We start from the raw sequence: 14,673 nt of genomic DNA, 5'->3' as shown, positions 1-14,673 counted from the left end.
AAAACGCCTGAAAATTCAGGCGTTTTGTGGTTTAACTTAAGGGATGTTGTTAAGCTAATCCTTCATCTGTATCGACATGCTCATCTTTATGATGCTTCGCGATTTCATCTGAAAGTTCTTGCTTAGAACGCTTCTCTGACATCCGTCTTGCCATTAGCCAATAGAAGAATAGTGGCAAGAAGAATACTGCGAGGAAGGTAGCCGAGAGCATACCACCCATTACGCCAGTACCCACACTGTGTCTTGCTCCTGCGCCAGCTCCAGAGCTCATCACCAGTGGAACTACACCGAGTATGAAAGCAAGTGAAGTCATGATAATAGGTCTAAAACGCAGTCTTGCCGCTTCAAGAGCTGCGGTTGCCGGACTCCACCCTTCTTGATACTTCATGAGTGCGTACTCGACAATAAGAATGGCATTTTTACTGGCAAGGCCAAGTAGGGTAACCAAACCGATTTGGAAGTAAACGTCGTTGGTTAGCCCAGCGATCCAGATTGAGACCAATGCACCAAAAGTACCAAACGGCAGCGCTAACATAACTGAGAATGGCAATGACCAGCGCTCATAGAGTGCTGCAAGGATCAAAAATACCATGATCACAGCCATACCTAGAGCAATACCGGTTGTGCCAGAGTTTTGCTTTTCTTGGAATGCAGAACCCGTCCACTCGTACGTCATGTCTGGTGGTAGCACTTTGTTGGCGATACGCTCAAATTCTGCGATAGCTTGACCTGAGCTATAACCAGGTGCAGCTTCGCCCATTAGCTTCACAGCCGATAGGTTATTGTAACGATTCATGGTTTCTGGACCGCGACTATACTCAACATCCGTAAATGCCGAAATTGGTACCATTTCGCCGCGATTGTTTTTCACGTATATACGTCCAACATCTTCCGGTGTCATTCTAAACTCGGCTTCTGCTGACATAATCACCTGCCATGCACGACCAAACTTATTGAAGTCGTTGACGTAGTAGTTACCTAAATTGGCTGCAAGTGCGTTAAACGCAGAATTAATATTAACCCCCATGGCACGCGCTTGTTCACGATCCATATGCACCTTTAGCTGTGGTGCATCAGGACGCCATAGCGTTTGAATGCCAGTAAGGATAGGGCTCTTTTGCGCCTCTGCCATGATCATCTGCATACCTTGCTTCAATTTAGCGGGATCAGAGCCGCCTTTATTTTGCAAGAAGACTTCAAATCCGCCTGTTGTACCCAAGCCGAAAATTGGTGGTGGGTTAAACGCTAGCACTAGTGCTTCATTAATATGCGCAGTTTTCATAAATAACTCACCAACAAGTTCTTTCGCCGACACATCACGTTCATCCCAATGTGTCTGCGTCACGAACATAGTCGCAGCGCTATTTTTGAAGCCACCACCGATGAAATCCATCCCCGTAAACGCCACGACGTTTTCGTTAGCTGGGTTTGATTTTGCAGCAGCAATTACTTCATCTGCCACTTTAGCGGTGCGCTCTAGTGAAGAACCATCAGGCAAGAACACAGCAATCATGTAGTAACCTTGATCTTCATCAGGTACTAAAGAGCTTGGCGTTTTTTGCCATAAGAATACCGTAGCACCAATCATGGCTGCCATTAGTGTTAGGCCCACAAAACCACGGCGGACCATAAAGCTAACCGCGCCAACATAGCGTCCGGTTACACGATGGAACCAGTCATTGAACCACAAGAAAAACTTGGCATCTTGTTTGTGCTCGTGCTTAAGCAGCAATACACAAAGTGCTGGTGTCATCGTCAATGCAACCACACCGGATAAACTTACAGAGATGGAGATTGTGATCGCAAATTGGCGGAATAGTTCGCCTGTTAACCCGCCTAGGAAAGCGATAGGTACAAACACTGAACACAATACCAATACAATCGCGACTACGGGGCCGCTTACTTCCTGCATCGCTTTAACCGCTGCTTCTCTAGCCTGCAAGCCTTGCTCATGCATGATCCGTTCGACATTCTCAAGTACTACAATGGCGTCATCTACCACGATACCAATCGATAACACCATGCCGAACAGCGTAAGGGTGTTAATCGAGTAACCGAGCATATAGAGACCTGCAAATGTACCAAGTAACGAGACCGGAACTGCAAGCGTTGGAATTAGCGTTGCGCGCCAGTTTTGCAAGAACAGGTAAACCACTAAGAATACCAAGATCATTGCTTCACCAAGCGTTTTTAACACCTCTCGAATTGAGACTTCTACAAAGCGTGTGGTGTCGTAAGAGTTTACGTGAGCAAGACCAGTAGGGAACTGAGGTTTGATCTGTTCAATTTCAGCCTCTACTGCTTTAGCTACGTCAAGCGCATTCGCGCCCGGTTGCAAGAATACACCGAGTAATACCGCTTCCTTACCGTTAATAGTACCTTGGAAGTTATAGTCTTTTGAGCCAAGCTCTACGCGAGCAACATCCTTAAGGCGCAGTGTTGAGCCATCAGGGTTTGCACGAACGATGATATTTTCGAACTCTTCAGCCGTCGATAAACGTCCTTTTGCAGTAACACTGTAAACTAGCGATTGCGCGTCTTGAGAAGTTGGAGTGGCACCAATACTACCCGCCGCATATTGAGAGTTTTGCTCTCTAATTGCGCCTGAAATTTCATCTGCTGTGACTTGCAGTTGACTCATAATATCCGGACGTAGCCAAATACGCATGGCGTAGTCTTTGGCACCAAAGATTTGCACGTTAGTCGTCCCTGGAATACGCTTGACGCGGTCAAGAATATTCATGGTGACATAGTTAGATGTCCAGAGACTATCTCGAGTTCCATCTGGGGAATAAAACGCATGCACTTGCAAGAAGTTAGAAGAGGTCTTTTGAACCACCACGCCTTGGCGTCTTGTTTCTTCAGGGAGACGAGCTTCTACTTGCTTCACACGGTTATTAACATCGACAGCGGCCTGATCAACATCTGTTCCTATCTCAAAAGTTACTGCAATAGTTGTTACGCCTGAGTTAGTACTGGTTGATGTCATATACATCATACCTTCAACACCGGTAATCGCGTTCTCGATGGGGGTTGCAACAGTTTGTTCCAATACATCTGCTGATGCTCCTGGGTATACCGCACGTACTTCAACTTGAGGTGGTGCGATTTCGGGATACTGTGCAACTGGTAAACTGCGCATTGCAGCAAGACCTGCGAGCACTATCACGATAGAAATAACAAAGGCGAAAATAGGCCTGTTAATGAAGTATTTGGAGAACATCAGATTATTCCCCTTGCTCGCTCACAGACACCGGCATGCCAGGAAAAAAGATCCTCGCCATACCTTCAACAATAACGGGTTGTCCTTCTTTTAGGCCTTCGCGAATAACCCACATATTTTCACCATTAAGCTTGACCCATTCACCAACTTTGACAGGTGCGGGCAGAGCGACTGTTGTGCCTTGTTCATTTTTAGTGGCAATATACACAAATTTACCCGTGCCATTATCTAGTACCGCTCTTTGCGGCAGAACAATAGCGTTATTGCGTACTGCACCTGAGAGCTTAACTCGCACAAATTGGCCAGGCCTTAGTTCGCCGTTTTCATTAGGGATACGAGCTTGTAACTCACTGGTACCCGTAAAGCGGTTTACGCGAACGTCGCTAAAGTTTACTTTACCCGCTTGTCCGTAAAGCGAACCATCTTGCAGAATAATTGTGGTATCAAACTCATTATGTTCTGGCAGGGCTAAGGAGCCGTTTTCCACATCTTGGCGCATTGTCAATTGCTCACGCTCGGAAAAGCCAAATCGAGCGCGAATCGTGCTGATATCGGTAAGTTCGGTTAAAAGTACACTTGGACCAGAAACGTAGCTACCTTCTGACATCAGTTCGCGACCGACAATCCCAGATACTGGCGCTTCAACTTTGGCATATTCAAGATCCAGCTTAGCTTCACTCAACGCGACTTTTGCAGATTCTAAATTCGCAACTGCAATATCGTAAGCAGACACTGAATTGTCAAAGTCGCGCTTTGACACTGAACGTTCGTTCTTTAAACGCTCAAGTCTCTCACTTTCTCGCTTAGTTTGGTCAACGTTTGCTTTCGCTGCCTGAAGTGCTGCTTGCGCTTTATCTACAGCTAATTCAAATGGTTTAAGCTCAATGGTAAATAGCGAATGACCAGCTTTTACAAACTGACCTTCCTCAAAGTTGCGAGATTCGATGATCCCAGAAACCCGAGAACGAATTTCTACTTCTTTATCACCCGCGAGAGTGGCTGGAAGTTCGATATCGAAAGGCACTGATTGAGTAGTAACTTGTTGTACACTCACTTGCGCAGGTGGCATTGCTTGCCCTCCTTGCTGTGGTGCTTCTGAACACGCAGACAAAGTGCCTAACGTGAGCATTAAAAAAGATAGGTGTTTAACACGACTGCGTATTGATGCTGGATACATGAACACTCCAATTCCTATATTATCATTTTATGCTGCCCCGACTTTGACGGGGAACTACCTTGCAATTTGCCTTTTATAACGCACACTCAACTGGATGCAATCAGTCAAGTGAGTTCATTTCATACCTTAACCACACCAAAGTAAAGGCTATTTGTTCGACAATTAAACAAGTAAACGGTAGTGTATACTTAAAGAAATAAAAGGTAAACGGTTGCGTGTACTTTTCTTCGGTTTAGGTATACGATCATGTGTACTTTTTATTAACGACTTTATTGATTAAAATAAAGGGAATGTTGATTTATTACGAAGAAGGCTTATCTAGAGATAGAGAAGTAGTTCTTGGTATGCAACTGACCATGTGAGTAGCAGCTATCGATGGCTCGCTTTTCCCACTATTAATTAAAGACAGAATAAGTAGATGACGCAACTTTCACCAAAACAGCAGTCAATTTTATGTGCGGCGATAGAAGAATTCGCTCAAAAAGGCCTGCAGGCTACGACGATGGAGTCGATCAGTCAATCTGCAGAAGTTTCTAAGCGAACGCTGTACAAACATTACTCAACCAAAGACGAGCTATTTGATGCCGTCGTCGAGTTGTTGATTGAGCGGATAAAACCCATCACTGCGATACAGTTTATTCCAAACTATGACTTTGCAGTTCAGCTGCAACACCTTGCGAAAAGTGCAATGACTTTACTGAACGATGAGGATTATATGCGTTTATCGCGCATTGTGATGATTGAGTCGATGCGCAGCTTTGAGCAAGCACAAAACCTTAATGAGAAGTTTAGTAACTGCGAAGCTGCAATGAACCAGTGGTTTGAAGATGCGGCGAGGTCAGGCTGTTTGGGAAGTTTCAAAGGGGACTTTGCTGCTGCTTATTTCTGGGGAGCACTGAAGAAGCTAGGCTATTGGGAGCGTGCAATAAAATGGCAAGCTCCGCTTCCAGAAGCAGAGCTTGACATATTGGTTGAAAAAGCGGTCGCGCTATTTTGTAACGGTGTTACTCAACCCCAATAAACCCACCGGTTTGATGAGACCACAGTTTGGCGTATATACCATCTAAGGCTAGCAAGGATTGATGGCTTCCTTCTTCTACGATCCGACCTTCATCCATTACGATTAGCCTGTCCATTTGCGCAATTGTAGATAATCTATGGGCAATCGCAATAACGGTTTTATCTTCCATTAATGCATCTAAGCTCTCTTGGATAGCTTGTTCGACCTCTGAATCTAGAGCTGATGTAGCTTCGTCTAAAATTAAAATTGGCGCATTTTTTAATAATACACGGGCTATGGCGATACGTTGTCGTTGGCCACCTGATAATTTCACACCGCGCTCACCCACTTGAGCGTCAAACCCAGTATTACCGTGGCTGTCTTCCAAGTCTTGGATAAAATCATAAGCCTGCGCTTCTTTTGTTGCGGCAATTAGCTCGTCTTCTGATGCATCAGGGCGACCATAAAGAATATTATCACGCACGCTGCGATGGAGCAAAGAAGTATCTTGCGTCACCATGGCGATATGACGTCGTAAGCTTTCCTGTTTTACTTTAGCAATATTTTGACCATCAATTTCGATGCTGCCGTCGTCGGTATCGTAGAATCTCAGTAATAAGTTCACTAAGGTCGACTTGCCCGCACCTGAGCGGCCAACTACGCCAATTTTCTCACCGGGTTTGATATGCAGGTTAAGGTTGTCGATGACATTATGTTGTTTCGCCGCATCTTTACGCTTATAAGCAAAGGTCGTGTTACAAAAGTCGATTTTTCCGGCTTTAAAATCTAACTGCGGCGCTGTTTGTTGATCAACAATATCAAGCGGTCTTGAGAGCGTATTCATGCCGTCTGCAACTGTACCAATATTTTCGAATAGGCCGCTAATTTCCCACATTATCCACTGTGCCATACCATTTAAGCGTAAGGCTAATCCCACAGTAATTGCGATTGCACCAGCGGTTATCGCATTAAAAGACCATAAGTAGATTGAAAGTGCTGCGACGGAAAATACCAAAAGATAATTTAGGGCTTGAATGCTAACGTTTAAGCTAGTTGCTAGGCGCATTTGTTTATATACAGGTTGAATAAACACATCCATGCTGTCTTTGGCATATTCTTCTTCTCGTTTAGTGTAAGAGAAAAGCTTTACAGTTGAAATATTGGTGTAACTATCAACGATCCTTCCTGTCATTTCTGAGCGTGCGTCAGCCTGCTCACTAGAAACACGTTTTAGTTTAGGAACGAAATAGAATTGAAAACAGATATAGCAGCCAAGCCAGACAACCAGCGGGATCATCAAACGTATATCACTGCTTGCGACAAGCGCGAGCATTGCGGTGAAGTACACTAAAATATAAACCAGCACATCGAGTAACTTCATGACTGATTCTCGCACGGCTAGGGCGGTTTGCATCACTTTAGTTGCAATTCGTCCAGCAAACTCGTCTTGATAGAATGTCATAGACTGCTTTAGCAAGTAGCGGTGTGCCTGCCAACGAATAGCCATTGGGTAATTACCCAATAAACTCTGATGTAAAATGGCGCTGTGAAAAAAGACTAATAGTGGCAGCGCCACTAACGTGATCACAGACATTCTAATTAGCTCGGCTTGTTTGGCTTCAAATAGAGTTTGCGGTGTGTAAGTGGAGAGCCAGTCAACTAAATCACCCATAAAGCCAAATAATGTTACTTCCAAAATTGCGAGGATTGCAGCACTTAGCGACATAAATAATAAGGGTAATTCCATTCCCTTAGTATAGAAGCGACAGAAAGCCAACAAACCTTGTGGTGGCTGACCAACTTCTTGCTCGGGAAACGGTTTGGTAAAGCGTTCAAATACTCGATACATGGATGATCCCTAAATTTGTTCAGCAGCTAGTCTACCTTGATAGTATGAAATTCGCGAGTCACAGATTGGTGCTTAAATTGCACGAGTAATTATAATTGTTTTTTATTGAGTCGCTTTTGGGCGATTAGCTCACCTGTAATTGCATTGTAGCTAGTGAGCGTTAACGGGGCTGAGTAATGTTTTAAATGGACTTGCTCAAGCGGTTTTTCTATCGTTATTTTATCAATAGGAACGAGCTTATTAGATTCCTTAGTAAAAAAAGCCAGCTCTAGATAGCAAGGAAAAGTTTGTTTACAGATACTCAGTGGCTGTTTTTTCAGCCTAAAAGTAGATGATATCCAGCTTGGGCGGTTCTCGACATGAATGGTTTTTGGCCAAGTAACGGATAAATCAAAGCGTTCAGGATCAGAAGAGTAGTGTTGTGAAGTACTAGTTACTCGTTCAAGCAATAATGGTCCATCGCCAGTTTCAGAATGAACTTCAGATAGTCTAACTTGGTCTATCGTCAGTGGGTTGACCTGCAACTGCTGTTTTAACTCACTCGCTAATTGTTTTTGCTCGTCCAATTGTGAGAAACCAAGGTGGATCAGTAGCTTTGCATCGGGATTGCTATTAAATACTTTTTCCTGTAATTCTAACGCGGCAACTTTAGCTCTATTGTCTTGCGATTCTCTATCATAGCTAATAATTTCATAGCCAATTGTTTTTGCCTCAAATATTAAGCTGGCGAATGTCGCTTCCATCGTGTAGATACCATGGTCGTATGTGGTAAAGCCATGTTTATTTACCTGCTGCTCAACATCAGTTTGGGAGGACAATGCCTCTAACGCGAGGTAGCGATAACCTTGATCGTATAAAGGTTGAAGCAGGGCGATTGTTAACGCACGATGCTTGGCATTATGGTACGCTTCATTCACCATAGTGATACGAGTTTTCATCGATTTTTGCTTGATGACTTCCAGAGCAGGAACCAAGCGATAGTCATTTAATAACATGTCAGGGCTAATCACACCTGAAATGAGCTTTTCCGCTTCAAAATAGTTACCAACTATAGAATGGTAAGTCGCTGCATATTGAATACTGGCTGAGCTACTGTCTAAACTCCCACGGATAGGTAACTGAGCCTCAAGAGACTGTGTATTTTCGTACACACGTTTGTCTGTGTTGACGGCAAATATTAATGATGCTGGATTGCTATCTGAATTGGCAATTAGTTTTGTACTTAACAGGGAACATGCCAAAAAAATGGCTACCGTTGAACACTTTATACGTAACACCTGAATCCACTCCTTGCGGTTTATTACGGTTATATTAATAGCATAAAAGCGCGCAGGGCTGAATCAAATCAAAGCAAAATTTTTACAACAATTTTATATTTGAATTATTTACATAGTGGAGAGAAGTTGAAGCTAATAAAAAGGCCAGTAGCTAAGTAGCTGCTGGCCCTTGATATGATTATTCTTCTTTGCCGTATGTTTTACGAAGAATATAAACATAGGCATTAATGAAAGCTTGCTCTTGAAACTTTTTCAACCCAGTGTCTTCAAAGTCAACAGGAATTGGGTTTCTTTTTAATTGCTCTTTAACTTCAGTACCAGATAGTAACTGCACGTCCACGCCTGAAATTAACTGGATTGCTGCTTCCATTTTAAAACCTGCCGCACTACCTGCGAACTTACCTTTATGTGGGCGCTGACGAATGGCGATAGAATCTACGCCGTAATCTTCTACTAGTTTTGCAAAGTCGAATTGGAACTTGCGCATTTCATCAAGTTCTGTCCCTTGGTTACTTAACGTAAAGCGGCGCTGACGAATGTCTCTGATATCAAAAACGTCATCTTCTTTCGTTAGCATACAAAGCAGAGCTTCGCTGCCTGAAATTTCAACCCCAAGTGTTCTCATTTTCGTGTCCAGATTATGCAAAAATTGAATTATCTCACAGTGTTATTTCTATTGCTATCGCTGCATGGTCAGAATAGCAAATATCTTCGTCCATACGCTTTGGATCAAGGTGAGCATCGTAACTGTAGTAATGTAACGACTTCACCCTAGGCGCTTCTCGGTTGGGATTGAATTCTTTTGAACAAAGAATGTAATCAAGTACATTACCCTCACCTTGATAGTAATGACTGGCGGGCTTTTCTTTGTGGTTGTTGTCGGCATAAAGAAAACTGTCGAACAACCCGACACTGTCAAAGCCATTACTGGCAAGTACGGGTGGAAAGGCTTGCGTCATAAAAGATAGTGCCGGGCTGTCTAACGCATCATTGAAGTCGCCCATCACCAATGTTGCAGCCTGTTTCTCTCTTTGTGTCTTTAATGCATCGTAATAAATGATGGAAGCTTCGAGTGAACGTGAGATCTGCGACTGCATCGTACCTACGGTTTCGTGGAGCAATGTAAGTAGCGGATCGTCTTGATTGGAATCTCCTAGCATGTGGGCCATTGAATGCACGCGTTGAGACTTAAAGTGGACGGCATAACACGCCAGTAACCCAAAGCCTGGAATATCGAACTTACATTTTATCGGGGTACGATTGAATTTAAATTGATGTTGATTATTAAGGTATTCGAGTAATTCGGGGCAGGGCTCTAACGGTGCAAAAGATTTAAATGGTAGCTTCGATGCGATAGCGACTACTGGTTTAAACAGTACTGATGGATATACGTGATCAGGACTTGGCGCATCGACAGTGGCAAAGTGAACAAGGCCCAAGTCTTCGCACAGCATCTGTAAGCTATCAGGAGAGAAGACCTCTTGAAACACAATGACGTCGGGGTTTATATGCTGAATGAGTCCCGTGATGAACTGAGTTTTGGTTTGCCACTGTGTTTCATTATAGTGCTCATGAAGCTGATAAAAGGAATAAGGTGGTGCTGCAAAATTTAGTAGATTAAAGGTTGCAAACCGATAACGCTTTTTGGCCACGAATAATCCCAAAATAGTTTTTGTAAATTAATAGATTAATTTTAGCTCTAGGCTTGCACTTAGCCAAGTAACACGCGAGAATAGTGGCTCTTATTCGGAAGTCCTCGGATGAGCCGCGATAATTCGCGCAAGACAATGCTTATTCGTAAAAGCGTTGATAGGCACACTTTAAAATTAATTAAATACATGTGATGCATTGTAGGTGTCACCACTGTAAATAGGATTTATCATGCCAGTTATTACTCTCCCTGACGGCAGTCAGCGTATTTTTGAAAACCCTGTCACTACTTTAGAAGTCGCTCAAGACATCGGTCCTGGCCTTGCGAAAGCAACGATTGCTGGCCGTGTAAATGGCGTTCGTGTTGACGCTTGTGACCTCATCGAAAATGATTCAGCACTTGAAATCATCACTGCAAAAGACGACGACGGTCTTGAGATTATTCGTCACTCGTGTGCGCACTTGATTGGTCACGCTGTAAAACAATTGTTCCCAGAAGCTAAAATGGCGATTGGTCCTACCATCGACAACGGTTTTTATTACGATGTTGACCTAGAGCATTCGCTTACTCAAGAAGACCTTGAAGCGATTGAAAAGCGTATGTTGGAGTTGGCAAAGACCGACTACGATGTAGTAAAGAAAAAGGTGAGCTGGCAAGAAGCGCGCGATGCATTTGAAGCACGCGGTGAAACCTATAAGATGGAAATCTTGGACGAGAATATCGCGAAAGATGATCGCCCAGGTTTATATCACCACCAAGAATATGTTGATATGTGTCGTGGTCCGCACGTACCAAATATGAAGTTCTGTCACCACTTTAAGATTATGAAAGTGGCAGGTGCATACTGGCGCGGTAACTCAGAAAATAAGATGTTACAGCGTATCTACGGTACAGCTTGGGCTGACAAGAAGCAGCTAAAGGCTTACCTTAAGCGTTTAGAAGAAGCTGAAAAGCGCGATCACCGCAAAATTGGTAAAGCACTCGATCTGTGGCACTGGCAAGAAGAAGCACCAGGCATGGTATTCTGGCATAATGATGGCTGGAGCATTTATCGCGAGCTTGAAGATTTTGTTCGTGAAAAACTACGCGAATATCAGTACGAAGAAGTAAAAGGTCCGTTGATGATGGACCGTGGCTTGTGGGAAAAATCAGGTCACTGGGATAAGTATTCAGATGCCATGTTCACGACTGAGTCAGAGAAACGTGAGTATGCTATTAAACCAATGAACTGCCCGGGTCACGTGCAGATCTTTAACCAAGGTCTAAAGTCATACCGTGATTTGCCATTACGTATGGCTGAGTTTGGTTGTTGTCACCGGAATGAGCCATCAGGCGCATTACATGGCTTGATGCGCGTTCGTGGCTTTACTCAAGATGATGCGCATATCTTCTGTACAGAAGAGCAAATCATGGATGAAGTATCTGCCTGTATCAAAATGGTATACGACACATACTCGACATTTGGCTTTGAAAAGATTGTTGTAAAGCTTTCTACTCGTCCAGAAAAGCGCATTGGTGAAGACGAAATGTGGGACAAAGCGGAAGAAGCATTGGCCGAAGCGTTGAAAGTCAACAACATTGAGTTTGAATATCTGCCGGGTGAAGGGGCGTTTTATGGTCCTAAAATTGAATTTACGCTATACGATTGTTTAGAACGTGCGTGGCAATGTGGTACAGTGCAGTTAGACTTCGCATTACCTGGTCGTTTAGGTGCAACTTATGTTGCGGAAAATAACGAGCGTAAAACGCCGGTTATGATCCACCGTGCTATTCTGGGTTCACTAGAGCGCTTTATTGGTATCCTAACGGAAGAATATGCTGGTCAATTCCCAACTTGGCTTGCGCCGAAACAAGTTGTGATCATGAATATCACGGATAAACAAGCGGATTATGTCCACGAAGTTGTACAAAAGTTGAATAAACTTGGAATAAGAGCTTGTGCCGACTTGAGAAATGAGAAGATTGGTTTTAAAATCCGCGAGCATACTTTAAAACGTATACCTTATTTGCTAGTGGTGGGTGATAAAGAAGTCGAGCAACAAGAAGTTGCAGTAAGAACCCGTACTGGTGAAGATTTAGGTAAATTCTCGATTGATGATTTCATCGCGAAAGTTAGCGAAGAGATTAAAAATCGACTATAAATATAAACTTGCGTGTACTTCACTTTTTCTGGTGCACGCAATTACTTTTGAATTTTTTGGAGGAACGTACCATTAGAGGCGGCAAAAAAGGGCAAAATAACGCTCAGAAAAATCGTATTAACGAAGAGATTACAGCGAAAGAGGTTCGCTTAATTGACGCTGAAGGCGAGCAAGCTGGCATTGTCTCAACAAGAGACGCACAAAACATGGCGGATGAAGCAGGTCTAGATCTAGTTGAGATCAGTCCAAATGCTGAACCACCAGTTTGTAAAGTGATGGACTACGGTAAGTTCCTTTTTGAAAAAGCAAAAATCCAAAAAGAACAAAAGAAAAAGCAAAAGCAAATTCAGGTTAAGGAAGTTAAATTCCGTCCTGGTACTGATATTGGTGATTACCAAGTCAAGCTACGTAGCCTTCGCAAGTTTCTTGAGGGTGGCGATAAAGCTAAAGTCACAATTCGCTTCCGCGGTCGTGAGATGGCGCACCAAGAGATTGGTATTGATCTACTAGAACGTATCAAGACTGAATTGGAAGATATCGCATCAGTTGAGTCTTTCCCGAAAAAAGTAGAAGGTCGTCAGATGATAATGATGATGGCACCTATTGCTAAAAAGTCTTAATCTCGGCATAATACGCATCGAATTTAACGCAGGTCTCAAGTGCTAACGCCACCTGCGTTATCCGGTCTTAAAGTAAGGTATTGATCCTTCACCGGTTTTAGGTAGTAAGCTAGGCCTACAAGTGAGTTTATCTCCGCCTACTTACATTGTGTTAAAGCAATATCATTCGGAGTTATTGCAAATGGCTTATAAGCTAAAATCACACAGAGGTGCTGCTAAGCGCTTCAAAAAGACTGCTTCTGGCGGTTACAAGCGTAAACAGTCGCATCTTCGTCACATTCTGACTAAGAAATCTTCAAAGCGTAAATTACACCTTCGTGCTAAGTCTATGGTTCATAAGAATGACCTAGGCCTAATCGATCGTATGTTACCATTCGCTTAATAGAGGATATCAGAAATGGCAAGAGTTAAACGCGGCGTAGTTGCACGTGCACGTCACAAAAAAGTATTAAAGCAAGCTAAAGGTTACTATGGAGCGCGTTCACGCGTTTACCGCGTAGCTTTCCAAGCGGTAACTAAAGCTGGTCAATATGCTTACCGTGACCGTCGTGCTAAGAAACGTACTTTCCGTCAACTATGGATTGCTCGTATCAACGCAGCTGCACGTCAAAATGGTCTTTCTTACAGCCGTTTCATCAATGGCCTTAAAAAGTCATCGATTGAAATCGATCGTAAGATCCTAGCTGATATCGCAGTATACGACCAAGTAGCTTTCGCAGCACTAGTTGCTAAAGCAAAAGATGGTCTAGCTGCTTAATAAGCGGAACTAGAATTAGTCTTAGGACTAAAGCTGGTATTGAAAAGGAGCCTTTGGCTCCTTTTTTAGTTTTGTATTCGTTATAAATTCTAACGTTAGCGGTTTTTTATTAAGATTTTATCCAGCATCTTACTACTCAATATTCGTTTTAAGTATCCCATCAAATAGGTCGGAAACGTAACGTAATATCTCGGCTTTGCAATCTTCGCACTCAGTGCGTGTTGCAGCGCTTTATAAACAGCTTCTGGTCCTAAGGTAAATTTTTGCGGTGCTTCTTCTGAGCCTAAGCGGTTAAGCTGCGCTTGATATGCTTTGTGATGTACACTATTTTCGTGATCGATATTCGTTAAAAAGGCCAGTTTCGCGTTTTCTCTAAACTTAGATACGATTGGACCTGGCTCGATTAGACTAACTTGAATATTGCTACCGGAAAGCTCCATGCGCAGGGTATCGGTAAGTCCTTCAAGTGCAAACTTACTCGCGTTATAGGCGCCACGATATGGTAGGGCGACCAATCCTAACACGGATGAGTTATGAATAATGCGGCCAGCGCCTTGCTTACGCATTTGCTCAACTGCAAGACAGGTGAGCGTATGCCAGCCGAAAAAGTTAACTTCAAATTGTTGCCGTAACACGTCTGTAGGCAAGTCTTCTACCGCGCCTGGTTGCCCATAGGCTCCGTTATTAAATAGCGCGTCTAGCTGACCATTTGCGACAGTCAAAGCTTGGTTAAAACCATCTCTTATACTTTGCTCACATGCTAAATCTAACAAAATACATTGGATGTCTGTGCCTTCAAATATATTCAAGTCTTTTGCATTTCTAACCGAAGCAATGACTTGATATCCTGCTTTTGACAATTGCACTGCGCAGTAATAACCGATCCCGCTAGAACAACCAGTGATTAAAATTGATTTTTGTACGCTCATTTGATCCCTAAAGTAATGGTTAACTGCGATTAACTGCAAATTTTTGTTG

The 14,673-nt window shown here is 43.3% G+C and carries 12 protein-coding genes; 5 read left to right on the top strand and 7 right to left on the bottom strand.

All coding sequences use genetic code 11. The annotated features are described in order from the left end of the window. Positions 1 to 49: 49 nt before the first annotated feature. Entirely contained in the window at positions 50 to 3,223 is a 3,174-nt protein-coding gene (locus DRB05_RS18400) for an efflux RND transporter permease subunit (protein WP_128728212.1), read from the bottom strand. A 4-nt stretch (positions 3,224 to 3,227) separates the two neighbouring features. Then, complete coding sequence (locus tag DRB05_RS18395) at positions 3,228 to 4,400, bottom strand: efflux RND transporter periplasmic adaptor subunit (RefSeq protein WP_128728211.1); 1,173 nt, start codon at positions 4,398 to 4,400, stop codon at positions 3,228 to 3,230. A 418-nt stretch (positions 4,401 to 4,818) separates the two neighbouring features. Between DRB05_RS18395 and DRB05_RS18390 the strand changes: the two genes are divergently transcribed. After that, positions 4,819 to 5,421, top strand: a complete 603-nt coding sequence (locus DRB05_RS18390) for a TetR/AcrR family transcriptional regulator (protein WP_128728210.1) — start codon at positions 4,819 to 4,821, stop codon at positions 5,419 to 5,421. Here the strand turns inward: DRB05_RS18390 and DRB05_RS18385 are convergent. The 4 genes from DRB05_RS18385 to DRB05_RS18370 form a co-directional block, all read right to left on the bottom strand. Continuing rightward, a complete protein-coding gene (locus tag DRB05_RS18385) occupies positions 5,405 to 7,249 on the bottom strand; it encodes an ABC transporter ATP-binding protein (protein WP_128728209.1) in 1,845 nt (614 codons plus the stop codon). The genes DRB05_RS18390 and DRB05_RS18385 overlap by 17 nt on opposite strands. Positions 7,250 to 7,338: 89 nt before the next feature. After that, a complete protein-coding gene (locus DRB05_RS18380) occupies positions 7,339 to 8,526 on the bottom strand; it encodes a hypothetical protein (protein ID WP_128728208.1) in 1,188 nt (395 codons plus the stop codon). 178 nt (positions 8,527 to 8,704) lie between these two features. Further along, the gene (locus tag DRB05_RS18375; RefSeq protein ID WP_128728207.1) at positions 8,705 to 9,151 is read right to left on the bottom strand and encodes a DUF3010 family protein; all 447 of its coding nucleotides are present in this window, start codon (positions 9,149 to 9,151) and stop codon (positions 8,705 to 8,707) included. Between the two features lie 34 nt (positions 9,152 to 9,185). Further along, the gene (locus DRB05_RS18370; RefSeq protein WP_128728206.1) at positions 9,186 to 10,178 is read right to left on the bottom strand and encodes an endonuclease/exonuclease/phosphatase family protein; all 993 of its coding nucleotides are present in this window, start codon (positions 10,176 to 10,178) and stop codon (positions 9,186 to 9,188) included. A 229-nt stretch (positions 10,179 to 10,407) separates the two neighbouring features. Here DRB05_RS18370 and thrS point away from each other — a divergent pair, with 229 nt between their 5' ends. The 4 genes from thrS to rplT all read left to right on the top strand — a co-directional run bounded on the left by thrS (position 10,408) and on the right by rplT (position 13,695). Further along, positions 10,408 to 12,318, top strand: a complete 1,911-nt coding sequence (gene thrS / locus DRB05_RS18365) for a threonine--tRNA ligase (protein WP_128728205.1) — start codon at positions 10,408 to 10,410, stop codon at positions 12,316 to 12,318. A 56-nt stretch (positions 12,319 to 12,374) separates the two neighbouring features. Then, positions 12,375 to 12,938 (top strand): translation initiation factor IF-3, encoded by a 564-nt coding sequence (gene infC / locus DRB05_RS18360; protein ID WP_128728403.1) that lies wholly within the window; start codon positions 12,375 to 12,377, stop codon positions 12,936 to 12,938. A gap of 181 nt (positions 12,939 to 13,119) precedes the next feature. Continuing rightward, on the top strand, positions 13,120 to 13,320 hold the full coding sequence (gene rpmI, locus DRB05_RS18355) for a 50S ribosomal protein L35 (protein ID WP_010604868.1): 201 nt from the start codon (positions 13,120 to 13,122) through the stop codon (positions 13,318 to 13,320). A gap of 15 nt (positions 13,321 to 13,335) precedes the next feature. Then, positions 13,336 to 13,695, top strand: coding sequence for a 50S ribosomal protein L20 (gene rplT, locus DRB05_RS18350; protein ID WP_010376973.1), 360 nt, complete (start codon positions 13,336 to 13,338; stop codon positions 13,693 to 13,695). A gap of 95 nt (positions 13,696 to 13,790) precedes the next feature. On the opposite strand, the gene DRB05_RS18345 is transcribed toward rplT, so the two are convergent. Then, a complete protein-coding gene (locus DRB05_RS18345; protein ID WP_128728204.1) occupies positions 13,791 to 14,624 on the bottom strand; it encodes an SDR family oxidoreductase in 834 nt (277 codons plus the stop codon). Between the last annotated feature and the right edge of the window lie 49 nt (positions 14,625 to 14,673).

Source organism: Pseudoalteromonas sp. A757 (assembly GCF_004103285.1).
Taxonomy (GTDB): Bacteria; Pseudomonadota; Gammaproteobacteria; order Enterobacterales; family Alteromonadaceae; genus Pseudoalteromonas; species Pseudoalteromonas galatheae.
This window is presented reverse-complemented; position numbering and strand designations above follow the sequence as displayed.

Coding starts and splice junctions, on each gene's coding strand:
- DRB05_RS18345 (WP_128728204.1), bottom strand. CDS start 14,624: ATGAGCGTACAAAAATCAATTTTAATCACTGGTTGTTCTAGCGGGATC.
- rpmI (WP_010604868.1), top strand. CDS start 13,120: ATGGCTTATAAGCTAAAATCACACAGAGGTGCTGCTAAGCGCTTCAAA.
- DRB05_RS18385 (WP_128728209.1), bottom strand. CDS start 7,249: ATGTATCGAGTATTTGAACGCTTTACCAAACCGTTTCCCGAGCAAGAA.
- DRB05_RS18375 (WP_128728207.1), bottom strand. CDS start 9,151: ATGAGAACACTTGGGGTTGAAATTTCAGGCAGCGAAGCTCTGCTTTGT.
- DRB05_RS18390 (WP_128728210.1), top strand. CDS start 4,819: ATGACGCAACTTTCACCAAAACAGCAGTCAATTTTATGTGCGGCGATA.
- DRB05_RS18395 (WP_128728211.1), bottom strand. CDS start 4,400: ATGTATCCAGCATCAATACGCAGTCGTGTTAAACACCTATCTTTTTTA.
- rplT (WP_010376973.1), top strand. CDS start 13,336: ATGGCAAGAGTTAAACGCGGCGTAGTTGCACGTGCACGTCACAAAAAA.
- thrS (WP_128728205.1), top strand. CDS start 10,408: ATGCCAGTTATTACTCTCCCTGACGGCAGTCAGCGTATTTTTGAAAAC.
- DRB05_RS18400 (WP_128728212.1), bottom strand. CDS start 3,223: ATGTTCTCCAAATACTTCATTAACAGGCCTATTTTCGCCTTTGTTATT.